The sequence below is a fragment of the Halomonas sp. NO4 genome (assembly GCF_010994375.1).
GTDB lineage: Bacteria > Pseudomonadota > Gammaproteobacteria > Pseudomonadales > Halomonadaceae > Halomonas.
The window spans coordinates 129,238-151,510 of the sequence record NZ_WHMA01000005.1 but is presented as its reverse complement, the minus strand read 5'-3'; the positions used below and the strand labels follow the sequence as shown (position 1 = coordinate 151,510).

The following is a 22,273-nucleotide window of genomic DNA, read 5'->3' as shown; positions in this document are numbered from 1 at the left end:
CACCGCGGCAATCCCTGGCGCGCACCGGGCCGCTTTTCGGGTATCCTTCAGTCAGTAATGATGCAACAGATTGTCGTTGTACGGTAACGGCAGTCCAGTACGGGGAATGACGAGGATGGTAGACAACCTGGAACCCGGAGACCGGGAACACGTCCTGATCATCGAGGACGATGAGCGCCTCGCCACGCTGACGCGCGACTACCTGGAGGCCAACGGCTTTCGCGTGACGCTGGAGGCCGACGGGGCGCGCGGTGTGGAGCACATCGTGGCGCTGCAGCCGGATTTGGTGATTCTCGACCTGATGCTGCCCGGCGAGGATGGCCTGTCGATCTGCCGCCGGGCGCGGACCGACTACTCCGGGCCGATACTCATGCTCACCGCGCGTACCGACGACATGGACCAGGTGCTGGGCCTCGAGATGGGCGCCGATGACTACGTCGCCAAGCCGGTGCAGCCGCGGGTGCTGCTGGCGCGCATGCGGGCGCTGCTGCGCCGCTCTGAGAGCAGCGAGGCCGCGGGCGGCATGCGGCTCACCTTCGGCAATCTGGAGATCGACAGCGCCACCCGCGAGGCGTGGCTCTACGGCGATCGCATCGAGCTGACCAGCGCCGAGTTCGACCTGCTGTGGCTGCTGGCCAGCAACGCCGGGCGTGTGCTGAGCCGCGAGGAGATCTTCTCGCAGCTGCGCGGCATCAAGTACGACGGTCAGGACCGCTCCATCGACGTGCGGGTGTCGCGGATCCGCCCCAAGATCGGTGACGATCCCAACCACCCGCATCGGATCAAGACGGTGCGCAGCAAGGGCTACCTCTTCGTCAAGGATGGCTGATGGCACTTCCCCGGGTCCTGGTCGACAACACCTTCCTGCGTGTCTATGTCCTGATCGCGCTGGTGCTGGTGCTCACCGGTGGCCTGGCAGTGGGGGGCTTCCTGCTCGTCGACCGGGTGCGCCGCGAGCACTACCACGAGCAGCTGGCCACCTCGCCCATGGCGCTGTTGACCGCCCAGCTGGCGGCGCAGCCCGAGGCCGAGCGTGCCGCCTGGCTGCAGCGTCAGGGACGCGAGCTCGACATCGCCCTTGAGCTGCACGCGCTGCCCTCCCACCCGCTGAGCTATTTCGAGCGGGCGCGCCTGGAGGCCGGTCGCACCCTGGTGGAAACGGGGGACGAGGGGGGCTGGGTCCTGCACCGCATGCTGCCTGGCGAGCCCCGCGTGCTGACCGCCCGGCTCTCCAGTCTCAGCGAGCATCAGCTGCTGGGGCTCGCCGGTATGCTGGGGCGCTGGCTGTCCGAGGTTCAGGGCGAGGCGCGCCGTGAGCGCCTCGAGCAGCTGCAGGGCTCGGCCATCCCTCTGGTGCTCACCGAGACGCCGCCGGAGGACCTGGAGCCGGGACAGCTGGCCCGCCTGCAGGATGCGGAGGTGGTCATCCGCCTGCTGCCCCAGCGCTGGGCGCTCTCCCTCTACTTGCGCCTGCCCACCGAGACGGCCGGCTTAGAATGGGTTCAGGTGGGGCCGCTCAATGCCTTCGAGCCCATGCCGCTGTCGCTGTCGATCCTGCTCGCCGTGATCATCCTGCTCGGCCTGGCCGGGGCCATCTACGTGATCGTGCGCGGCGTGGAGGCGCGCATGGCGCGTCTGGAGCTGGCGGCCACGCGCATTGCCAGCGGCCACCTGGATACCCGGGTCAAGGTGGAGAGCGGCGACTTCATGGGGCGGCTGGGCATGGCCTTCAACGGCATGGCCGCCCAGGTGCAGTCGCTGCTGCGCGCGCAGCAGGAGATGATCCGCGCCGTCTCCCACGAGCTGCGCACCCCCGTGGCGCGCATCCGCTTCGCCGTGCAGATGGTCGAGGACATGACCGACGATCAGGCGGTCCGCCGCCAGCTGGTCGGCATCGACAGCGACATCGAGGAACTTGACGGGCTGATCGACGAGATCCTCACCTATGCGCGGCTGGGCGGCGACCAGGTCCAGACCATGCCCATGGAGACCGAGCCCGTCGACTGCCTCGCCATGGCCCGGCGGGTGGTGGAGGCGCTGTCACCGCTGCATGGCGAGCTGCGCATCGAGCTGGTGGCGGACGGCGAGGTCGAGGTCGAGGCCGAGCCCCGCTATCTGCAGCGCGCCCTGCAGAACCTGGTGGCCAATGCCTGCAGCCATGCCCGCTCGGTGGTACGGGTGACCCTCGCGGCCGAGCCTCGCGCGGTGCGCCTGGACGTGGAGGATGACGGCCCCGGCGTGCCCGAGGCGCACCGTCAGGCGGTCTTCAAGCCCTTCGCCCGACTCGACGACAGCCGCACCCGCCGCTCCGGCGGCTACGGGCTGGGGCTCTCCATCGTGCACAAGATCATGGCCTGGCACGGCGGCAGCGCCATGGTGGACGACAGCCCCGAGCTCGGCGGCGCGCGCTTCACATTGCTGCTGCCGCGCCGTTCCCCGCCCCGCGAGACGTAGATTCACGCCGGCCGGATGCCGTCCAGCACGGCGAAGGAGGTCTCGCGGGCGGTGCGCAGGAAGTCTTCCATCCACGGCAGGGGGCGGCTCTCCTCGCGCACGGCGGCGAAGAGCGTGCTCCACACCCCGCCGTCGCCAAGCGGCACCGCCTTCACGTAGTCGCGCGCGAGATACTCCGTCAGCGCCCAGTTGGGCAGGGCGCACACCCCGCGGCCGCTGGCCACGAGCTGCATCATCATGATGGTGAGCTCCGCCGTGCGCACCTCCCGCGGCCGCACGCCGGCCGGGTCGAGGAACTGGGTGAAGACATCGAGGCGGCCGTGTTCCACGGGGTAAGTGATCAGCGTCTCCTCGGCCAGTTCTTCCGGTGTAACGAAGGTCCGGCCGGCCAAGGGGTGCTGGCGGGCCACCGCCAGCAGGCCCTGATAGCGGAACAGCGGCTCGTAGTGGATCCCGGCGAGCGGCTGGGGGTCGGCGGTGATCACCAGATCGAGCTGCTCGCGCGCGAGCGCCGGCAGTGGGTCGAAGTGGTGGCCACCGGGGATGTCGACCTCCACCTCCGGCCAGTGGTCGCGGAAGTGGTCGATGGTGGGCATCAGCCACTGAAAGCAGCTGTGGCATTCGATGGCCATGTGCAGGCGTCCCGCCTCCTGGCCGGCCAGTCGAGCCAGGTCACGCTCGGCCATGCGCACCTGGGGCAGCACCTGCTCGGCCAGGGCAAGCAGCCGCTGGCCGGCGCGGGTGAACTCCACCGGGCGGGTCTTGCGCACGAACAGCGGGCTGCCCAGCCGTTCTTCTAGGTCCTTGATCTGGTGGGAGAGGGCCGACTGGGTGAGGTGGACCCGCTCGGCGGCTTCCACCAGCGAGCCGGCGTCGCGCAGGGCGATCAGGGTGCGGAGATGGCGTAGTTCGAGCATCGAGTGAAATCGCTTCAAGTTGGAGATTAGAAAGTTTAGTTTGATTCACCGGGGGTGGCCAGCGAGACTTTACTGAATCATTCATCCAACAAAGGATTCACCATGACCATCGCTCATGTATTGGGCTACCCCCGCATCGGGGCGCAGCGCGAACTCAAGTACGCCCTCGAGGCCTACTGGCGCGGCGACAGCGACCGCGAATCTCTCGAGGCCACCGGCCGCGAACTGCGGGCGCGCCACTGGCAGGCCCAACGCGAGGCCGGGCTCGACCGGGTCACCGTGGGCGACTTCGCCTTCTACGACCAGGTGCTGGATCTCTCGGTGTCCCTGGGCGCCGTGCCCGAGCGGTTCGGCGCCGAGGCGGAACTCGCCCGCGGCGAGGTGGACCTGGACACCGCCTTTCGCATGGCCCGTGGCCGGGCGCCCAGCGGCACGCCGGCCGCCGCCTGCGAGATGACCAAGTTCTTCGATACCAACTACCACTACTTGGTGCCGGAGCTGCACGCCGGCCAGACCTTCCGCCTGGCCAGCAGTCGGCTGTTCGACCAGGTGGCCGAGGCTCAGGCCCAGGGGCATGCAGTGAAGGCGACCCTGCTCGGCCCGCTCAGCTGGCTGTGGCTGGGCAAGACCCGCGACCCGGGGCTGGATCGCCTGAGCCTGCTGGAGGCCCTGCTGCCCGTCTACGGCCAGATCCTGGCCCGTCTGGCGGAGCAGGGCGTGGAGTGGGTGCAGCTCGATGAACCGGCCCTGGTGCAGGACCTGCCACGCGACTGGCAGCAGGCCTACGAGGCCGCCTACAGCGTGCTGGGCCGAGCCCCGGTGAAGCTGCTGCTGGCCACCTACTTCGGCGGGCTGGGCGACAACCTGCAGGTGGCGGTGACCCTGCCGGTGGATGGCCTGCATATCGATGTCGTGCGCGCGCCCGAGCAGCTCGACGCCGTGCTCGACCGCCTGCCCGCCTACAAGGTGCTCTCGGTGGGGGCCATCGACGGGCGCAACGTCTGGCGCGCCGACCTGGCGGTGCTGCGCGAGCGGCTGGCCGCGGCCCGCATGCGCCTCGGCCAGCGTCTGTGGATCGCGCCCTCCTGCTCGCTGCTGCACGTGCCGGTGGATCTCGCCGGGGAGACGGAGCTGGACGACGAACTCACGAGCTGGCTGGCCTTCGCCCGCCAGAAGCTCGACGAGACGGTGACCCTGGCGCGCCTGCTGGACGGTCGCGCCACCGAGGCGGACCGGGCGCGGCTGGCGGACGTCACCCGGGCGCTGCAAGCGCGGCGCGACTCGCCGCGTCTGAAGCGCCCGGAAGTCGCCGCGCGGCTGGCGGGCGTCGAGGCTGCGGACCAGGAACGGCACAGCGCTTATCCCGTGCGCGCCGCAATCCAGCGTCGCGCGCTGGCCCTGCCGCTCTTTCCCACTACCACCATCGGCTCCTTCCCCCAGACTGCCGAGATTCGCGCCGCCCGCCGCGCCCACAAGGCCGGCGAACTCGCCACCGCCGACTACGAGGCGCGCATGGCGGCCGAGATCGCCGATGCCGTGCGCCGCCAGGAGGCGCTGGGGCTCGACGTGCTGGTCCACGGCGAGGCCGAGCGCAACGACATGGTGGAGTACTTCGGCGAGCAGCTCGACGGCTTCGCCTTCACCCGCCGCGGCTGGGTGCAGAGCTACGGCTCGCGCTGCGTCAAGCCGCCGGTGATCGTCGGCGACGTGAGCCGTCCCGGCCCCATGACGGTGCCCTGGAGCGCGTACGCCCAGTCGCTCACCGACAAGCCCGTCAAGGGCATGCTCACCGGCCCCGTGACTCTGCTGCAGTGGTCCTTCGTGCGCGACGACCAGCCCCGCGAGACCACCTGCCGGCAGCTCGCCCTGGCGCTGCGCGACGAGGTCGCCGACCTCGAGGCGGCCGGCATCCGCGCCATCCAGATCGACGAGCCGGCCCTGCGCGAGGGGCTGCCGCTGCGCCAGGGCGAGTGGCAGGCCTACCTCGACTGGGCGGTGGCGTGCTTCCGGCTCGCCGCCAGCGCCGTGGCCGATGCGACCCAGATCCACACCCATATGTGCTATTCGGAGTTCAACGACATCATCGGCACCATCGCCGCCCTGGACGCCGACGTGATCACCATCGAGACCTCGCGCTCCCACATGGAGCTGCTCGACGCCTTTCGGGACTTCGCCTATCCCAACGAGATCGGCCCCGGCGTCTACGACATTCACTCGCCCAACGTGCCAGAGGTCGAAGGGATGGTGGCGCTGATGGAGAAGGCCGCCGAGCGCCTTCCCGTCGAGCGGCTCTGGGTCAATCCCGACTGCGGCCTCAAGACCCGCCAGTGGGACGAGGTGGAGCCGGCGCTGGCCAACATGGTGAAGGCGGCGCGGGTGCTGCGGCGTCGCCACGGCTGACGCGGCGAAGCGTGCGGCGGCCTGGTATGCTGGCGGCGCTGGAATCCCGACCTGCAAGGAGCCTGTCATGTCGCTGTTCTCTGCTCGTGCGCCGCGCCCGGGTGGCGCCCCCCGCCTGTCGTTGATGCTCGCTGCCGCCGCTCTGGTGTCCGGTTGTGCCACCGCCCCCGCCGAGCGGGCGGTCCCCGAGGTCAGAGAGGCCGGCCAGGCAGCACGGCCCGGTGCCACCCGGGAGGTGGCGCCCACCGCGCCGCTGATGCCGTCGCTGCTGTTTCCCGGCGGGGCGAGCGAGTTCCAGGCGTGGCGCTGCACGCCGGCCCAGGATCTGGTCTCCGCGGTGACCGAGGAGGACCTGCGCCTGTGGTCCGCTCATGGCGCCTATCGCCTGTCGCCCGCCGTGGTGGCCAGCGGCTCGCGCTACCAGCAGGGCGATCTCAGCTTCTGGGCCAAGGGCGACGAGGCCATGGTGGAGAGCGCCAATGGCCGGCTCGACTGCACCGCCGAGCTGAGCCGCGATGCCCTGACGCGCCGCCAGCGCCCCGGAGTGATGTTCCACGGGCGCGGCAACGAGCCCGGCTGGACGGTGAGCCTGGCCCACGACGAGCCCGAGCTCTCGCTGGTGCTGGATTACGGCGAGCGCGAGGCCACCCTGCCGTATCGCGTCACCGAGATGGATAACGGCGCCGGCCGGGTGACCCTGGCCAGCGGGCGCGCCGACCGGCCCTTCACCCTCGAGCTGGAAGCCAAGGCCTGCTTCGACTCCATGAGCGGTCAGCCCTTCCCGGCCCGGGTGACCCTGACGATCGACGGGGAAACCTACCGGGGCTGTGGCCAGGGCATCGCCCCTATGGAGGGATGATGCGGTAGGCGCAGCGTCGTGCGCCGGCGAGCAGGTGCTCGTCGCGCTCGACGCTGACGCCGTCGCCGAGCACGGCGCGAAACACCGAAAGCTCCGCCTCGCAGAAGCGGGGACAGGCTCGGGCCGCGCTGCAGATCGGGCAGTGGTGCTCGATCAGCAGCAGGCTGCCGTCGCTCTCCGCCCGCCACTCGGCCATGTAGCCCTCGCGACTACGCAGCGCCGCGAGGGCGGCCACCCGCGCCTCGAGCGTTTCCAGTCCTTTCAGCGCCTGCCGATAGTGGGCCAGGGTCTCGCGCTCGCGGGCCGCCACCAGGGTGTCCAGCGCCTCGGGACCGAGGGTGTCGCGCACGCTGGCGATCAGCCGCGTGGCGAGCTCGGCATGGGTATCGGGGAAGTGGCGATGGCCGGCCTCGGTCAGCCGCCACTCCGCCTGGGGGCGGCCCACGCCACGGCTGCGGTTGCGGTGGGTGACCAGCCCCTGGCGGGCCAGCTTGATGAGATGCTGGCGGGCGTTCTCGCCGGTGGTGCCCAGCCGTTCGCCCAGGGCGGCGGCCGAGTCGGGGCCCTCGGTCTTCAGCAGGTGCAGCAGCCGCTCGGCGGTGCTGGACGGGGCGGGTTTTTCATTAGCATCGCTTGACATGGCGCCTGCGGGAATTAATCTAAGTGCTCGCTTGGAAAATAACCCCGGGGCGCGCCGCAGGCAAGTACGGCGGACCAGTCGGCCCCGGATCGACCGTGAAGCAAGGAGCGATAGAGCATGGCATTCGAACTGCCCGCACTCCCCTATGAGAAGAACGCGCTGGAACCGCACATCTCCGCCGAGACCCTCGAGTACCACTACGGCAAGCACCACCAGGCCTACGTCACCAAGCTCAACGAGCTGATCGACGGCACCGATAACGCCGACAAGTCCCTCGAGGCGATCATCCAGTCCAGCTCCGGCGGGCTCTTCAACCAGGCCGCCCAGGTGTGGAACCACACCTTCTACTGGCACTGCCTCTCGCCCAACGGCGGCGGCGAGCCGAGCGGGGCGCTGGCCGAGGCGATCGATGCCAAGTTCGGCTCCTTCGCCAAGTTCAAGGAGACCTTCACCGCCAATGCCGTGGGCAACTTCGGTTCCGGCTGGACCTGGCTGGTCAAGACCGACGACGGCGGCGTGGACATCGTCAACACCAGCAACGCCGACACACCCATCGCCCACGGCCAGACCCCGCTGCTGACCATCGATGTGTGGGAGCACGCCTATTACATCGACTACCGCAACGCGCGGCCGAAGTACCTGGAGAATGTCTGGAACGTCCTCAACTGGGATTTCGTGGCCCAGAACTTCAGCTGATCGCTGGCGCCGCTGCGGCACATTCGGTGACAACGAGGCCCTGCCGTATGGCGGGGCCTCGTGCTGTGCGGCAGCCGCCGGCTCAGCAGCCCTCGGGGATCGAGAGCCGCCACTCCGGGGCGACGAAGTGGCTGGTGCACAGCCGCGGCTCGCTGCCGATCAGGCGGCCGGCCAGGCGGCTCAGGGCCTCGCGGTCGGCGCGGCGTGGGGCGGGCAGCTGTTCGGAACTGGCCACCGGCTGCCAGCGTTCATCGGCCCGCGTGGCGAGCGTGAAGCGAAAGGGAAAGAAGCCGGGAAAGCCGAGGCGCAGGTCGGTGGCGACCAGCGTCGGCTCCCCGTCATGCGCCTGCACCTCATAGCGCAGGAAGGGGCCGGCGAACCATGCCAGGCGCGCGCCGTGGCGAGTGGCCAGCGCCGCCGGTGCGAGCTCGGCACCGCGGGTATAGGTTTCCAGCGCGGGCGGAACGTCGCCGTCGAAAAGGCCGATCAGGGCCTCGTGGTGGCGATCGCCGTCGATCAGCGTGGCGCGCCACAGCAGGATGTTGAAGGGCGTGGGCTGCACCAGCCGCGGGGCGTGTTCGAGGCCCTCGGCGGCGAGTACGGGCTCGAGGCGCTGCTCCACCCAGGCCTTGGCGCCCACCGCCAGCAGCAGGTAGAGACCGGTGAGCGCCAGCCCCCAGCGCGGCCCGCGCTGGCCATTGCCGGTGGCAAGCGCCGTGCCCACGCCCACCAGCAGGGCCAGGGTGACCAGTGGGTCGATGATGAACACCACCGGCCAGGCGGTGGGGCGCACGTCCAGCGGCCACCACAGCTGGGTGCCGTAGGTGGTCAGCGCATCGAGCAGGGGGTGGGTGAGCAGGCAGAGTGCGAAGAAGCTCCACCAGCGGCCCAGGGAAATGTCACGACTCACGGCCAAGCGCCGGGCGAGCACCGCCAGCAGGGTGGCCAGGCCAGTGAGCAGGAACAGCGAGTGCGAGAAGCCGCGGTGCCGGGTCACGTTGGCCACGGCGTCGCCGTAGTCGATCAGGGCGTCGAGGTCGGGCAGGGTGCCCAGCGCCGCGCCCAGCAGCACCGCCTTGCGGCCCAGGCGCCGGCCCAGCACGGCACCGCCCACGGCCGCACCCAAGGCGGCTTGCGTCAGGGTGTCCATCGCACGGGAGTCCTTCGGTGGCAGCGGATGTCCGCTATGATGCCAGGCGTGGCCCGGCGGTTCCTCCCGGGGTGAAACCCTCGCGGGGCGGGCCGGTCTCATGGCTGGCCGGCGGTCGTGGCGCCGCGGCTATTGGCAAGCGGCTCGCGCCTTGTCAGGATTCACCCAGCCACGTCGCTTCACTCGCGCAGGAGATGCTGCCCATGACCCGATTCGCCGTTCGCCGCCTGCCACGTCCGCTGCTGGCCGGCGCGCTGCTGCTGTTTGCCTCCGCCGCGGTGGCCGAGCCGCTGGTGGAGATGCACAAGGATCCCAACTGCGGTTGCTGCACCGCCTGGGCCGAGCACCTGGAAGCCGCCGGCTTCGAGGTGGCGATTCACGACACCCAGGACATGCGTGCCGTGAAGCTCGAGCACGGCCTCACGCCCGAGCTCGCCTCCTGCCACACGGCCACTGTCGAGGGCTACGTTATCGAGGGGCACGTGCCGGCGGCCGACATCAAGCGCCTGCTCGAGGAGAAGCCCGACGTGGCCGGGCTCGCCGTGCCGGGCATGCCCCACGGCACGCCGGGCATGGAGACCGGGCGCGTTGACGACTACGCCGTGCTCAGCTGGCGGCGCGATGAGCGTACGCCGGCAATCTTCAACGAGTACACCCAATAAGCCCAACCGAGAACCGGGCAGTCGCGGTCGAGCACACCTGAGGGGCGCCGGGGGTAGATCGAAGCGGAGGTCATTCGCCAGGGATGGCGAATGTAGCGCCCAAGGACGGGTTTACAGTGCCTCCGCGAAGGTCTACCGCCGGATCAGCCCCGGTCTCGGATGCACACTGCGAGTGCCCTGACCCGAGAAAGGAGTTGACCATGCAGTACCTGCACACCATGGTGCGCGTCAGCGACCTGGACGCCTCGCTGCGCTTCTACTGTGACCTGCTGGGCCTCAAGGAAGTGCGCCGCAAGGAGAGCGAGAAGGGCCGCTTCACCCTGGTCTTTCTCACCGCGCCGGAAGACGAGGCGCGCTCTGCCGAGCTCAAGGCCCCGGAGCTCGAGCTGACTTACAACTGGGACCCCGAGGAGTACACCGGCGGTCGCAACTTCGGCCACCTGGCCTATCGCGTCGAGGATATCTACGCGCTCTGCCAGCACCTGCAGGACAACGGCGTGACCATCAACCGCCCGCCACGCGACGGCCACATGGCCTTCGTACGAAGCCCCGACGGCATCTCCGTGGAATTGCTGCAGAAGGGCGAGCCTCAGGAGCCCAGGGAGCCGTGGGCGTCCATGGAGAACACCGGCACCTGGTAAGCCGGGACCCAGCGATGGAAGGAACCCAACGATGATCAAGCTGCGCCCCGCGGGGCTGGTCCTGCTGGTAGTGACGGCCCTGCTGCTTGTCGCTTGCGGCGGCCGGCCGGCGCCCGATGCCCGCCTGCCGGCTGACGATGACGACGTAGCCGGGCCGGTAGTGGGACCGCGCTGGAACCTGCTGCTGGTGGGCACCGACGAGCGGCTGTCCATGCCCGAGACGCCCCACTTCACGGTCTCCGGTGAGGGTCGGGTGAGCGGCAGCGACGGCTGCAACCGGCTCACCGGCCAGGTCCGCCTGGGGGAGAACCAGCGCATCGAGTTCTCCGAGCTGGCCACCACCCGGCGCGCCTGCCCCGAGGCCGAGGATGCCGAGCGCGTCACCGCCATGCTGGAGAACGCCTACCGCTACCTGATCGACCACGACCGGATGGTGTTCTTCGGCCCCGACCAGCGGGTGCTGGGGGGCTGGCGACGCGCCGACTGAGCCAGCCGCAACGCTGAAACGCCAATGGCCCGCTTGAGCGGGCCATTGGCGTTAATAAGAACCGGGGAAACAACTGCTTTGTGTCGCGAGCGAAGAGAGGCTGGTTGCCGCCGGAGCGCAGCCACCGGAGTGTAGCTTGCTACATGAGGATGGCGAGCACTGCCGGCGGCCAGGATATCGAGCGCAGCAACAAATCAGTGTTTCCTACAGCGCGGCGATCTTGTCGCGTTGTTCAACCAATACCCGTCGGGCGGCCTGGAAGTCGGCCAGCTTGCCGCGCTCCTTCTCCACTACTGCCTCGGGCGCCTTGGCGACGAAGCTCTCGTTGGCGAGCTTCTTCTCGATGCCGCCGATCAGCTTGTCCTGCTTGTCGATCTCCTTGGCGAGGCGGGCGAGCTCGGCCTCCTTGTCGATCAGCCCGGCCATGGGCACCAGCACCTCCATGTCGCCCACCAGCTGCGTGGCGGAAAGCGGCGCCTGCTCGGGGTCGTCGAGCCACTCGGCGCGCTCGAGCTTGGCCAGCTTGGCCAGGAAGGGCCGGTTGGCCTCCAGGCGCTCACGGTCGCTGGCGCTGCCCTTGGTGAGCAGCACCTCCAGCGGCTTGCCGGGGGCGATGTTCATCTCAGCGCGCACGTTGCGCACGGCGACGATCACGCCCTTGAGCCAGGCGATGTCGCGGCCGGCGGCCTCGTCGATCTTCTCCGGCTCGGGCTGCGGCCAGGGCTGCACCATGATCGAGTCGCGCCCCTCGCCTGCGGTCTTGCCGGCCAGCGGCGCCACGCGCTGCCAGATCTCCTCGGTGATGAAGGGCATCATCGGGTGGGCGAGACGCAGGATCGCCTCGAGCACGCGAACCAGCGTCTGGCGCGTGCCGCGTTTGGCCTCGGCGCTGGCGGCCTCGTCCCACAGCACCGGCTTGGAGAGCTCCAGATACCAGTCGCAGTACTCGCCCCACAGGAAGTCGTAGAGGGCCTGGGCGGCCTGGTCGAAGCGGTACTCCTGCATCGCCTTGGTCACCTGCGCCTCGGTGCGCTGCAGTTCGGAGACGATCCAGCGGTCGGCCAGCGACAGCTCCACCTCGCCGCCCTCGGCACCGCAATCCTCGCCCTCGGCGTTCATCAGCACGTAGCGCGAGGCGTTCCACAGCTTGTTGCAGAAGTTGCGGTAGCCGTCCAGGCGGCCCATGTCGAACTTGATGTCGCGCCCGGTGGTGGCCTGGGAGAGGAAGGTGAAGCGCAGCGCGTCGGTGCCGTGGGGCTCGATGCCCTCGGGGAACTCGTCGCGGGTGGCATTGGCGATGGCCTTGGCCTTCTGCGGCTGCATCAGGCTGCCGGTGCGCTTCTCCACCAGGCTATCCAGGTCGATGCCGTCGATCAGGTCGATGGGGTCGAGGACGTTGCCCTTGGATTTGGACATCTTCTGGCCCTGGGCGTCGCGCACCAGGCCGTGGACGTAGACCTGCTTGAAGGGCACCTCGCCGGTGAACTTCAGCGTCAGCATGATCATCCGCGCGACCCAGAAGAAGATGATGTCGAAGCCGGTGACCAGCACACTGGAGGGGTGGAAGGTACGGAAGTCCTCGCCGCGATTGGGCCAGCCGAGGGTGGCAAAGGTCCAGAGGCCCGAGCTGAACCAGGTGTCGAGGACGTCCTCGTCCTGGGTGAGGCGCGGCACGCCGAGCCGCTCCATGGTGAGCAGGGCGTCGCTGGTGAGTTGGGGCGTGTTGCCGAGCAGCTGGTCGAAGGAGCGCAGGCGCATGGCGGTGTCGAAATCGTCCTGCTCGTGCTCGATGAAGTCGGCCAGCTCGAGCAGGTATTGGCGGGTCGCCTCGACCTCGTTGCGCGCCACGAAGACGTTGCCGTCGACGTCGTACCAGGCCGGGATGCGGTGCCCCCACCACAGCTGGCGCGAGATGCACCAGTCCTGCAGGTCGCGCATCCACGAGAAGTACATGTTCTCGTAGTTCTTCGGCACGAACTCGATGTCGCCCTTCTCCACGGCTTCGATGGCGGGCTTGGCGAGGCTCTCCACGGCGACGAACCACTGGTCCGTCAGAAGCGGCTCGATGACGTCGCCTGAGCGGTCCCCATAGGGCAGGGTGTTGTTGACCGTCTCCACCTGCTCGAGCAGCCCGGCGGCTTCCATGTCGGCGACGATGCGCTTGCGCGCCTCGAAGCGGTCGAGCCCGGCGTAGGCTTCGGGCAGGGTGGTGTCGATGTCGGGCAGCGGCCGGCCCTGGATGTCGAAGGCTTCCGCCTGGGGGAGGATCGCGGCGTCCTGGGTGAAGACGTTGATCAGCGGCAGCCCCTGGCGGCGACCGACCTCGTAGTCGTTGAAGTCATGGGCGGGGGTGACCTTCACGCAGCCCGAGCCCTTTTCCATGTCGGCATGCTCGTCGGCGACGATGGGAATCCGGCGGCCCACCAGCGGCAGTTCGACGAACTTGCCCACCAGCGAGGCGTAGCGCGGGTCCTCGGGGTTGACCGCCACCCCGGTGTCGCCGAGCAGGGTTTCGGGGCGGGTGGTGGCGACCACCAGGTGGTCGAGGCCCGCGTCGGTGGTTACGCCGTCCGCCAGCGGGTAGCGGAAGTGCCAGAACTGGCCCTGCTGGTCGCGGTTCTCTACCTCGAGGTCGGAGATGGCGGTGTGCAGGGTCGGGTCCCAGTTGACCAGGCGCTTGCCGCGGTAGATCAACCCCTCGTTGAAGAGGCGCACGAAGACCTCCTGCACCGCCTTGTAGAAGCCGTCGTCCATGGTGAAGCGCTCGCGCGACCAGTCGACGCTGGCCCCCATGCGGCGCAGCTGGCGGGTGATGTGGCCGCCGGATTCGTGCTTCCACTCCCACACCTTGTCGATGAAGGCCTCGCGCCCCAGGTCGTGGCGCGTCTTGCCCTCCTCGGCGGCGACCTTGCGCTCCACCAGCATCTGGGTGGCGATGCCGGCGTGGTCGGTGCCCACCTGCCACAGGGTGTTGTGGCCCTGCATGCGCTTCCAGCGGATCAGGGTGTCCATGATGGTGTCCTGGAACGCATGGCCCATGTGCAAGCTGCCGGTGACGTTGGGCGGCGGGATCATGATGGAGAAGGGCGCGCCCTCGCCGGAGGGGGCGAAATGGCCGTCGGCTTCCCAGCGCTCGTACCAGCGGGATTCGATCTGCTCGGGTTGGTAGGTCTTGTCCATGGGCGTTCCGGGTCGAAGAGAAGGTGGCAGCGCGGCACGGCGCGACCCGCCGGGGCGGTGTCGCGGTGCGGGTGCGAAAAATGGGTTCGATTATAGCCTGTTGCGTCGGCCGGCGTCATGGGCGAGGAGTGTCGATACCAAGGCTGTCGCGGTTAGCGTGGGAGGGAGCTTCAGCTCGCGAAGCAGCGCGCAGCGCTGCCAGAACCGGGCGCCTGGCGGCACCTTCGCCCGATAAATCGGCCTCCCACCCTGATTTGCTACCCAAGGTAGAAAGCAGCCACTGCCATGTGCCCGGGGAGTGGGCTCAGTCCGATTGGCTGCGCAGTTGATGCGCCTGGACCGGATAGCCGCGCTGCTTGTAGGTCTGCCAGCAGGCGCGCTTGGCGGTGAGCACCTGCTGGTGCTGGTTGATGATCTCGGCGACTCGTTCGAAGCGCGAGAACCACTCCGGAATGTCCGGGGCCAGGTTGAGCAGTGCCTGGATGCCCCGGTCGGGCTCGGGCGGGCCCGCGTGGCCGATGGTCACCGCGACGCTGTCGGCCAGATCGCTGCCCAGCAGCGCATGGGGCAGGTAGGCGTCGGGGCGAAAGGTCCACAGCCGCTCGTCGAGGTCGTGTGCCATGGCCTCGTCTTCGGCGTGCAGGTGCAGCCGGTAGCCCTTGCCGTGGATCGTCTCGGCCAGCCGGCAGGCGAAGCCGAGACGCGCCTCGAGCGTTGTGTCGGGCAGGATGTAGAAGTCGATGCGGGTCACAGCTCGTTGCCGTTCTCCACGCTGCGCGACTCCTCCTCGCGGTCCAGCAGGTACTGGGTGAGCAGCCCCACCGGGCGGCCGCTGGCGCCCTTCTGCTTGCCGCTCTGCCAGGCGGTGCCGGCGATGTCGAGGTGTGCCCAGGGGAACTGATCGGCGAAGCGTGACAGGAAGCAGGCGGCGGTGATGGTGCCCGCCGGACGGCCGCCGATGTTGGCCAGGTCGGCGAAGTTGGAGTCGAGCTGCTCCTGGTACTCGTCCCACAGCGGCAGGTGCCAGGCGCGGTCCCAGGCGGTCTCGCCGGCGTCGAGCAGGTCCAGCGCCAGGTCGTCGTCGTTGGCCAGCAGGCCGGTGGCGTGGTGGCCGAGCGCGATGATCGCCGCGCCGGTGAGGGTGGCGATGTCCACCACGCTGGCGGGCTGGTAGCGCTCGGCGTAGGTGAGGGCATCGCACAGCACCAGGCGCCCTTCGGCATCGGTGTTGAGCACCTCCACGGAGAGCCCCTTGAGCGTCTTGATGATGTCGCCGGGCTTGGTGGCGCGGCCGTCGGGCATGTTCTCGGCGGCGGCGACGATGGCCACCAGGTTGAGCTTGGGCTTGAGCGCGAGGATGGCCTGGACGGTGCCGAACACGCTGGCGGCGCCGCACATGTCGAACTTCATCTCGTCCATGGCCTCGCCGGGCTTGAGCGAGATGCCGCCGGTGTCGAAGGTGATGCCCTTGCCGATGAGCACGTGCGGTGCCTCGTCGTCACTCTCGGCCCCCCGGTAGTGCATGACGATCAGCCGCGAGGGCTCGTCGCTGCCGCGACCCACCGAGAGCAGGCTGTGGGCGCCCAGGCGCTCCAGCGCCGCCTCGTCGAGCACCTCGACGCCGAGGGCGCCGTCCGAGGCCTGGCCGAGCTGCTCGGCGCGCTCGGCCAGGTAGCGGGGCGTGCAGACGTTGCCGGGCAGATTGCCCAGGGTGCGCGTCAGGTTGACCCCCTGGCCGATGGCGTCGCCGATGCGGGCACCGGCCTCGGCCGCCTGACGGTTGCCACCCTCGCTCACCAGCAGGGTCACGCGAGCCAGGCTGGGAGTCGGCTCCGGCTCGGACTTGAATTCGCTGAAGCGGTAGACGGCGCGGTGGGCGGCCTCGGCGACCATGCGGGCCTTCCAGTCGCAGGTGCGGTCGGCGATCGGCACGTCGGTGAAGGCCACGGCGGCATCGTCCACGGAGAGCCGAGCCAGCGAGGCGAAGGCGGCGTCCAGCGCCTTGCGCAGGGCGCCCTCCTGGCACTTGTCGCGGCTGCCCAGGCCCACCAGCAGCAGGCGGTCGGCGCCCAGACCCGGGGCAAAGGGAATCAGCTGCACGTTGCCCAGCTTGGCCTCGAAGTCGCCGCGCTCGATCAGCTGACCGATGAGCCGCTCGCTGGCGTTGTCGAGCTTGGCGGCTGCCGGCAGCAGTTCGCCGTCGGTGAATACCGGTAACACAAGGCAGGCCGTCTCGACCTTGGCGGGATTGGCCGTCTGAACGGGGAATTCCATGGCGACTCCACAAGACAAGCGTTGGGGTTACGAGCGATTGGGGTTACAAGCGTTGAGGGATTCTGGATAATGCCGGCACGGCGCGTGGCGCGTGCCCAATCACCCCAGTGTACCCAAGGCATGGCCCCAATGCATAAACGAGCGGCACATCGACGAACGGCATGATCATCTTCCGTTACCTGACCCGCGAGATCCTGATGACCATGGCGGCGGTGGCCGGCGTGCTGTTGCTGGTGATCATGGGCAGCCGCTTCATCCGCTACTTCACCAATGCGGCCGAGGGGGAGATCCCGGTCAGCATTCTCGGCACCCTGATGCTCTATCACCTGCCGGGCTTTCTCGAGCTGATCCTGCCGCTGGCCTTCTTTCTGGGCATCCTGCTTGCCTACGGCCAGCTCTACCTCAACAGCGAGATCGCCGTGCTGGTGGCCTGTGGCACCAGCCCCCTGCGCCTGCTGCAGGTGAGCCTGGTGCCGGCCACCGTGGTGGCCGTGCTGGTGGGGCTGTGCAGCCTGTGGCTGACCCCCGCCGGGGCCCTGCACAACGAGCAGCTGCTCGAAGAGCAGCAGAGCCGCCTGGACTTCACGGCGCTGGCGCCGGGGCGCTTCCAGGACTTCGGCGGCGGGCGCACTGCCTATACCGAGGGGTACGATGATGATCGCAGCCACATGCAGGAGGTGTTCATCAGCGAGCGCCAGCGGCGCCGTGACGGCACGCCGGAGAGCGCCGTGACCCGTGCCGCCAGCGGCTACCAGACCGTGGACGAGGAGACCGGCAGCCGCTTTCTGGTGCTCAGCGAGGGCGAGCGCTACAGCGTCGAGCCGGGGCGCCACGTGGCCGAGCGTCTCGAGTTCGCCACCTACGCGGTGCGCCTCTCCCAGGCCGGAGATCGCTCCGACCTCGAATCGCCGGAGCTGGTCTCCACTGCCTCGCTGCTGGCCAGCGACGAGGCACGAGCCCAGGCGCAGCTGCAGTGGCGGCTGTCGCTGCCGGTCATGGTGTTCATCCTGACCCTGCTGGCCATGCCGCTCTCCCGGGTCAACCCGCGTCAGGGGCGCTTTGCCAAGCTGCTGCCGGCGGTGTTCCTGCACGTCTGCTACCTGAGCCTGCTGCTCGCGGCCCTCGACGCCATCGGGCGTGGCGCGCTGCCGGTGGCGGTGGGGATGTGGCCCATCCATGCCGCCTTCCTGGCCCTCGGCCTCGGCCTGATGGTGCGCGCCCAGCGCCAGGGGATGGCGGGATGATCGTCGATCGCCTCGACCGCTACATCGCGCGCAACGTGCTCGGCGCCATCCTCGTCGTCCAGGTGGTGCTGCTGGGCCTCGACCTGGTGATCACCTACATCAACGACCTGGAGGACGTGTCCGGTGACTACGGCGCCTTCCAGGTGCTGCAGTACCTCTTCATGCGCCTGCCGTGGCGTCTCTACCAGTACGCGCCCGTGGCGGTGTTGATCGGCGCGCTGATCGGCCTGGGCAGCATGGCCTCGAGCAACGAACTCACCGTGATGCGCGCGGCCGGCCGCTCGCTGGTGCGCATCCTGTGGGGCGTGATGAAACCGGTGCTGGTGGTGGTGGTGCTCCTGCTGCTGATCGCCGAGTACGTGAGCCCGCGCACCGAGCAGTTCGCCAGCGCCTGGCGGCTCGAGAAGCTGCAGGGCGAGGGCGCCGTGCTCACCCAGCGTGGCGCCTGGCAGCGCGAGGGCGACAGCATCTACCGTTTCGGCGCCATCCGCGCCGACGACACCGTGCTCGACCTGACCCGCTACCGCTTCGAGGGGCATGCGCTGCGCGAGGCCACCGTGGCCCAGCGGGCGGTCTGGCAGGATGGCGCCTGGCAGCTGGAGGACGTGGCCACGACCCGCTTCCTGGAGGGGCGCACTGAGGTCGAGCGCCACGCGACCCGGCCCTGGGACACCCAGCTCAGCCCCGACCAGCTCGATCGCCTGCTGCGCGAGGTGCAGAGTCAAGCACCCAGCGAGCTGTGGGCCCATGCCAGCTACCTGCGCGCCCAGGGGCTGGATGCCACCCAGCCGCTGCTCTACTTCTGGCAGAAGCTGCTGATGCCGCTGACCATGGCCTCGCTGGTGCTGGTCGCCGCCTCCTTCGTGTTCGGTCCCCTGCGCACGGTGGCGGCGGGCACCCGTGTCTTCTACGGCGTGATCACCGGCCTCACCTTCAAGTACCTGCAGGACCTGCTGGCCCCGGCCTCCACCGTATTCGGTTTCTCGCCGGCCTGGGCGGTGCTGGCGCCCACCCTGCTGTGCGCCGCGCTGGGGCTCTATATGCTGCGCCGCAGTGGCTGAGAGTGCCCCTTTTGTAGAGATAAGGAGAAAAGAACATGCCGCGACGCTTCGACCACCTCGACGACGCCTGGCCCGCGGGACTGGGCCGGCGCCTGGGAGCCATGCTCTACGACGGCTTCCTGGTGGCGGCGATCTGGCTGCTGGTGGCCGTGGCCCACCTGGCCCTGTTCCGCTTCGTGATCGGCATCGGCGCCGAGGCGGTGGGAACCGGCCTGGCGCAGCGGCTTACGCTGCAAGCCCTGCTGCTTGCCAGTGCCTTCGCCTTTTTCGCCTTCTGCTGGAAGCGTGCCGGCATGACGCTGGGGATGCAGGTGTGGCGGCTGCGCGTGCAGACCCGCGACGGCCGACCCATCTCGCTCGCCCAGAGCCTGATCCGCTTTGCCGTGGCCTGGCTGTCCCTGGCCGCCTTCGGCCTCGGCTACCTGTGGGTGCTGTTCGATGCTGAACGGCGCAGCTGGCCCGACATCGCCTCCGGTACGCGCACCGTGGTGCTGCCCAAAGCGGCGCGGGGTCGATAGCCACCGTGCATGACTCCAGTCAGAAAATTTTCGATTTCCCCTTGCGACACGCCATGCGAATCATTTACATTCGATCTCGTGACGAACGGCGAGGTGCTGCAATGTACGTGTGTATCTGCAAGGGCGTGACCGACCACAAGATCCGCGAGTCCGTCGAGGGCGGCGCCCGCAGCTGGCGCGAGGTCCAGGGCGAGACCGGTTGCGGCACCCAGTGCGGCAAGTGTGCCTGCGTGGCCAAGCACATCACCCGCGAGGCCATCGTCAACGAGATGGCGGCCTCGGTGGACGACCTGGCCTACGCCGTCTGAGCTCCTTCCCCGCCGACACCCCTTCGCCGCGGCGTCGATAGCCAATCCTTCTCATTCTTGTTGATATTCTCCCAAGCTATTGTCGTGTTTGGACTTTTGGCCCTCGGTGGACAATACTGGGGGCACCTGCCGTGCGGTCCATTGCCGACACGGCTGCTATCCTGATCACTCAGGACCGTCCATTCCGTGATGAAGAGGGAGAGATCATGAAAGGTGATGCCAAGGTCATCGAACATCTCAACAAGGCCCTGGGCGCCGAGCTGGTGGCCATCAACCAGTACTACCTGCACGCCAAGATGTACAAGGACTGGGGCCTGCAGAAGCTGGCCAAGTGGGAGTTCGACGAGTCCATCGAGGAGATGCAGCACGCCGACAAGCTCATCGAGCGCATCCTCTTCCTCGAGGGCATGCCCAACCTGCAGGACTATGGCAAGCTGCTGATCGGCGAGAACACCCGCGAGATGCTCGAGTGCGACCTCAAGCTCGAGCACGAGGGGCGCCAGGGCTACATCGAGGCGATTGCCTACTGCGAGTCGGTACAGGACTACGTGACCCGCGATCTGCTGCGCGACATCCTCTCCGACGAGGAGGGTCACATCGATCACATCGAGACCGAGCTCAGCCTGATCGACAAGGTCGGTATCGAGAACTACCTGCACAAGCAGATGCAGGAGGCCGGCGACGAGTAACGCCTGCCAGCCATTCGGAACGTGATGCGCCCGCATCGGCCCTGCCGGTGCGGGCGCTGTCGTTGCGGCGTGCCGCTGCCCTGGGAAACGTCACCCGATGATCTACGCTGGTGCACAAGGACCGGCTTCGCCGCCTTTCGTGCACCGTTATGGCGATCTGAGCGCCCCGCAGCGCAACACCATGGCGTGCCGGGCCGTGGCGGCGGCAGGCTGGCAGGAAACCTGCATGGCAACAACGACAACTCCAAGACATGAGGGCACCATCATGAGTCGCTTTCTCTCCCGACTGGCCAGCCTGGTCGCCGGCTGTCTGCTCCTGACCCTAGTGGGCAGCGCCGCGGCCCAGGACGACACCACACCCATTCGCTTCCAGCTCGACTGGCGCTTCGAGGGGCCCTCGGCGCCCTTCTTGATGGCGGTCGAGCGCGGCTATTTCGCCGAGGAGGGGCTCGAGGTCCAGGTGGACTCGGGCAGCGGCTCCGCCGGGGCGATCAATCGGGTCGCCTCGGGGGCCTACGAGATGGGCTTCGGCGATCTCAACGCCCTGGTGGAGTTCCTGGCCGAGAATCCCGACGCACCCGGCATCCAGGGCGTCTACGTGGTCTACGACGGCACCCCGGCGGCAGTCTTCGCGCGCAAGGATCGCGGCATCGAGACACCGGCGGACCTGGCCGGCAAGTCGCTGGCTGCCCCCGCCTTCGACACCGGCTACCGCGCCTGGGGGATCTTCGCCGACGCCAACGACCTCGACGCGGACGCCGTCGAGTGGCAGAACGTCGACCCCACCCTGCGCGAGACGCTGCTGGTGCGCGGCGACGTGGACGCCATCACCGGCTTCTACTTCACCAGCCTGCTCAACCTGGAAGGCCGTGGCATGGGCGAAGAGGCGCTGACGATCATGCCCTTTCCCGAGTACGGCGTGCCGCTCTACGGCAACGCCATCGTGGTGCGCGAGGTGTTCGCCGAGGCGAATCCCGAGGCGGTGGCCGGTTTCCTGCGCGCCTTCAACCGCGCCCTCGAAGCGACCCTGGCCGACCCGGAAGGCGCCATCGCCTACGTGCAGGAGCGCGACCCCCTCATCGACGTGGACCTGGAGACCCGGCGCCTGAAGCTGGCCATCGAGGGCAGCATCGACACACCGGACGCGCGGGCCAACGGGGCGGGGGCCGTGGACGAGGCGCGCCTGGCCAACGCCATCCAACTGGTCGCCGACGCCTACGATCTGCCCGAGGTACCCAGCGCCGATGAGGTGTTCACCGACGCCTACCTGCCGCCCCAGGCGGAGCGGATGATCTTCCCCGGGCAGAACGAATGAGTTTCGTCAGTTTCGATCGGGTCAGCCTGGCCTACGACGACTCCGGCAACGCCATCGAGGACATCTCCCTCACCATCGAGGAGGGGGAGTTCGTGGCCTTCGTGGGGCCGTCGGGCTGCGGCAAGTCGACCTTCATGAAGCTGTGCACCGGGCTGCACGCGCCCACCGGCGGGACGGTGCGGGTCGACGGCGAGGCCGTGAGCGGGCCGCTGAAGATCGCCGGCATGGCCTTCCAGAACGCCAACCTGCTGCCTTGGCGCACCACCCTGGACAACGTCCTGCTGCCGCTGGAGATCGTCAAGCCCTACCGCAGCCAGTTTCGCAAGCGCCGTGCGGAGTTCGTCGGCTGGGCCCGCGAGCTGCTGCGCACGGTAGGCCTGGCGGGCTATGAAGACCAGTACCCCTGGCAGCTCTCCGGCGGCATGCAGCAGCGCGCCTCGATCTGCCGCGCGCTGATTCATCGTCCGCGCCTGCTGATGCTCGACGAGCCCTTCGCTGCGCTCGACGCCTTCACCCGCGAGGAGCTGTGGTGCGTGCTGCGCGATCTCTGGGAGGCGCAGCGCTTCACCGTGGTGCTGGTGACCCATGACCTGCGCGAGGCGGCGTTCCTGGCCGACACCGTTTACGTGATGAGCCGTCGGCCGGGGCGTCTCATCGAGCGGCGCCAGATCGAACTGGCGCGCCCCCGCGAGCTGGCCAGCACCTACGAGCCGGCCTTCACCGCCCTGGTGCAGGAGCTGCGTACCCAGATCGGCGAGATTCGCAGTGCCTGAGTCGA

General features: G+C 68.8%; 21 protein-coding genes. 15 read left to right on the top strand and 6 right to left on the bottom strand.

The window, feature by feature from the left end; all coding sequences use genetic code 11:
• Positions 1-115 precede the first annotated feature (115 nt).
• Both FEF15_RS06390 and FEF15_RS06385 read left to right on the top strand, forming a co-directional pair.
• Complete coding sequence (locus FEF15_RS06390) at positions 116-829, top strand: winged helix-turn-helix domain-containing protein (RefSeq protein WP_163558317.1); 714 nt, start codon at positions 116-118, stop codon at positions 827-829.
• Positions 829-2,454 carry an ATP-binding protein gene (locus FEF15_RS06385; protein ID WP_163558316.1) on the top strand — a complete coding sequence of 542 codons (1,626 nt, stop codon included), beginning with the start codon at positions 829-831 and terminating at the stop codon, positions 2,452-2,454. Before FEF15_RS06390 ends, FEF15_RS06385 begins: the two co-directional genes overlap by 1 nt.
• 2 nt (positions 2,455-2,456) lie before the next feature.
• On the opposite strand, the gene FEF15_RS06380 is transcribed toward FEF15_RS06385, so the two are convergent.
• Positions 2,457-3,371 carry a LysR family transcriptional regulator gene (locus FEF15_RS06380; protein ID WP_163558315.1) on the bottom strand — a complete coding sequence of 305 codons (915 nt, stop codon included), beginning with the start codon at positions 3,369-3,371 and terminating at the stop codon, positions 2,457-2,459.
• Positions 3,372-3,473: 102 nt separating this feature from the next.
• Here FEF15_RS06380 and metE point away from each other — a divergent pair, with 102 nt between their 5' ends.
• The gene (metE, locus tag FEF15_RS06375; protein ID WP_163558314.1) at positions 3,474-5,771 is read left to right on the top strand and encodes a 5-methyltetrahydropteroyltriglutamate--homocysteine S-methyltransferase; all 2,298 of its coding nucleotides are present in this window, start codon (positions 3,474-3,476) and stop codon (positions 5,769-5,771) included.
• Between the two features lie 67 nt (positions 5,772-5,838).
• Positions 5,839-6,630, top strand: coding sequence for an MliC family protein (locus FEF15_RS06370; RefSeq protein ID WP_240454089.1), 792 nt, complete (start codon positions 5,839-5,841; stop codon positions 6,628-6,630).
• Here the strand turns inward: FEF15_RS06370 and FEF15_RS06365 are convergent.
• Positions 6,617-7,270 (bottom strand): metalloregulator ArsR/SmtB family transcription factor, encoded by a 654-nt coding sequence (locus FEF15_RS06365; RefSeq protein WP_163558313.1) that lies wholly within the window; start codon positions 7,268-7,270, stop codon positions 6,617-6,619. The two genes, FEF15_RS06370 and FEF15_RS06365, sit on opposite strands and share 14 nt — an antisense overlap.
• A gap of 117 nt (positions 7,271-7,387) precedes the next feature.
• Here FEF15_RS06365 and FEF15_RS06360 point away from each other — a divergent pair, with 117 nt between their 5' ends.
• On the top strand, positions 7,388-7,966 hold the full coding sequence (locus FEF15_RS06360; RefSeq protein ID WP_163558312.1) for a Fe-Mn family superoxide dismutase: 579 nt from the start codon (positions 7,388-7,390) through the stop codon (positions 7,964-7,966).
• Positions 7,967-8,048: 82 nt separating this feature from the next.
• Here the strand turns inward: FEF15_RS06360 and FEF15_RS06355 are convergent, their stop codons facing one another.
• Positions 8,049-9,116: a metal-dependent hydrolase gene (locus tag FEF15_RS06355; RefSeq protein ID WP_163558311.1), complete on the bottom strand. Its 1,068-nt coding sequence runs from the start codon at positions 9,114-9,116 to the stop codon at positions 8,049-8,051.
• 203 nt (positions 9,117-9,319) lie between these two features.
• On the opposite strand from FEF15_RS06355, the gene FEF15_RS06350 reads away from it, so the two are divergent.
• From FEF15_RS06350 to FEF15_RS06340, 3 genes are all read left to right on the top strand, one after another.
• A complete protein-coding gene (locus FEF15_RS06350) occupies positions 9,320-9,778 on the top strand; it encodes a DUF411 domain-containing protein (protein ID WP_163558310.1) in 459 nt (152 codons plus the stop codon).
• 200 nt (positions 9,779-9,978) lie between these two features.
• The gene (locus FEF15_RS06345; protein ID WP_163558309.1) at positions 9,979-10,419 is read left to right on the top strand and encodes a VOC family protein; all 441 of its coding nucleotides are present in this window, start codon (positions 9,979-9,981) and stop codon (positions 10,417-10,419) included.
• Between the two features lie 31 nt (positions 10,420-10,450).
• Positions 10,451-10,906 (top strand): META domain-containing protein, encoded by a 456-nt coding sequence (locus FEF15_RS06340; protein ID WP_163558308.1) that lies wholly within the window; start codon positions 10,451-10,453, stop codon positions 10,904-10,906.
• A gap of 204 nt (positions 10,907-11,110) precedes the next feature.
• Here the strand turns inward: FEF15_RS06340 and FEF15_RS06335 are convergent, their stop codons facing one another.
• The 3 genes from FEF15_RS06335 to FEF15_RS06325 all read right to left on the bottom strand — a co-directional run bounded on the left by FEF15_RS06335 (position 11,111) and on the right by FEF15_RS06325 (position 16,360).
• The gene (locus FEF15_RS06335; protein WP_163558307.1) at positions 11,111-14,086 is read right to left on the bottom strand and encodes a valine--tRNA ligase; all 2,976 of its coding nucleotides are present in this window, start codon (positions 14,084-14,086) and stop codon (positions 11,111-11,113) included.
• A 304-nt stretch (positions 14,087-14,390) separates the two neighbouring features.
• Positions 14,391-14,837 (bottom strand): DNA polymerase III subunit chi, encoded by a 447-nt coding sequence (locus tag FEF15_RS06330; protein ID WP_163558306.1) that lies wholly within the window; start codon positions 14,835-14,837, stop codon positions 14,391-14,393.
• Entirely contained in the window at positions 14,834-16,360 is a 1,527-nt protein-coding gene (locus FEF15_RS06325) for a leucyl aminopeptidase (protein ID WP_163558305.1), read from the bottom strand. The genes FEF15_RS06330 and FEF15_RS06325 overlap by 4 nt, the downstream gene beginning before the upstream one ends.
• Before the next feature lie 161 nt (positions 16,361-16,521).
• On the opposite strand from FEF15_RS06325, the gene lptF reads away from it, so the two are divergent.
• The 7 genes from lptF to FEF15_RS06290 all read left to right on the top strand — a co-directional run bounded on the left by lptF (position 16,522) and on the right by FEF15_RS06290 (position 22,268).
• Positions 16,522-17,604, top strand: a complete 1,083-nt coding sequence (gene lptF, locus FEF15_RS06320) for an LPS export ABC transporter permease LptF (protein ID WP_163558304.1) — start codon at positions 16,522-16,524, stop codon at positions 17,602-17,604.
• A complete protein-coding gene (gene lptG, locus FEF15_RS06315) occupies positions 17,601-18,665 on the top strand; it encodes an LPS export ABC transporter permease LptG (protein ID WP_163558303.1) in 1,065 nt (354 codons plus the stop codon). The genes lptF and lptG overlap by 4 nt, the downstream gene beginning before the upstream one ends.
• A gap of 35 nt (positions 18,666-18,700) precedes the next feature.
• A complete protein-coding gene (locus tag FEF15_RS06310; RefSeq protein WP_163558302.1) occupies positions 18,701-19,183 on the top strand; it encodes an RDD family protein in 483 nt (160 codons plus the stop codon).
• Positions 19,184-19,284: 101 nt separating this feature from the next.
• Positions 19,285-19,491 carry a (2Fe-2S)-binding protein gene (locus FEF15_RS06305; protein ID WP_163558301.1) on the top strand — a complete coding sequence of 69 codons (207 nt, stop codon included), beginning with the start codon at positions 19,285-19,287 and terminating at the stop codon, positions 19,489-19,491.
• 206 nt (positions 19,492-19,697) lie between these two features.
• Positions 19,698-20,180, top strand: coding sequence for a bacterioferritin (gene bfr / locus FEF15_RS06300; protein WP_163558300.1), 483 nt, complete (start codon positions 19,698-19,700; stop codon positions 20,178-20,180).
• A gap of 226 nt (positions 20,181-20,406) precedes the next feature.
• Complete coding sequence (locus tag FEF15_RS06295; protein WP_240454088.1) at positions 20,407-21,495, top strand: ABC transporter substrate-binding protein; 1,089 nt, start codon at positions 20,407-20,409, stop codon at positions 21,493-21,495.
• Positions 21,492-22,268 (top strand): ABC transporter ATP-binding protein, encoded by a 777-nt coding sequence (locus FEF15_RS06290; RefSeq protein WP_163558299.1) that lies wholly within the window; start codon positions 21,492-21,494, stop codon positions 22,266-22,268. Before FEF15_RS06295 ends, FEF15_RS06290 begins: the two co-directional genes overlap by 4 nt.
• Positions 22,269-22,273: the final 5 nt, after the last annotated feature.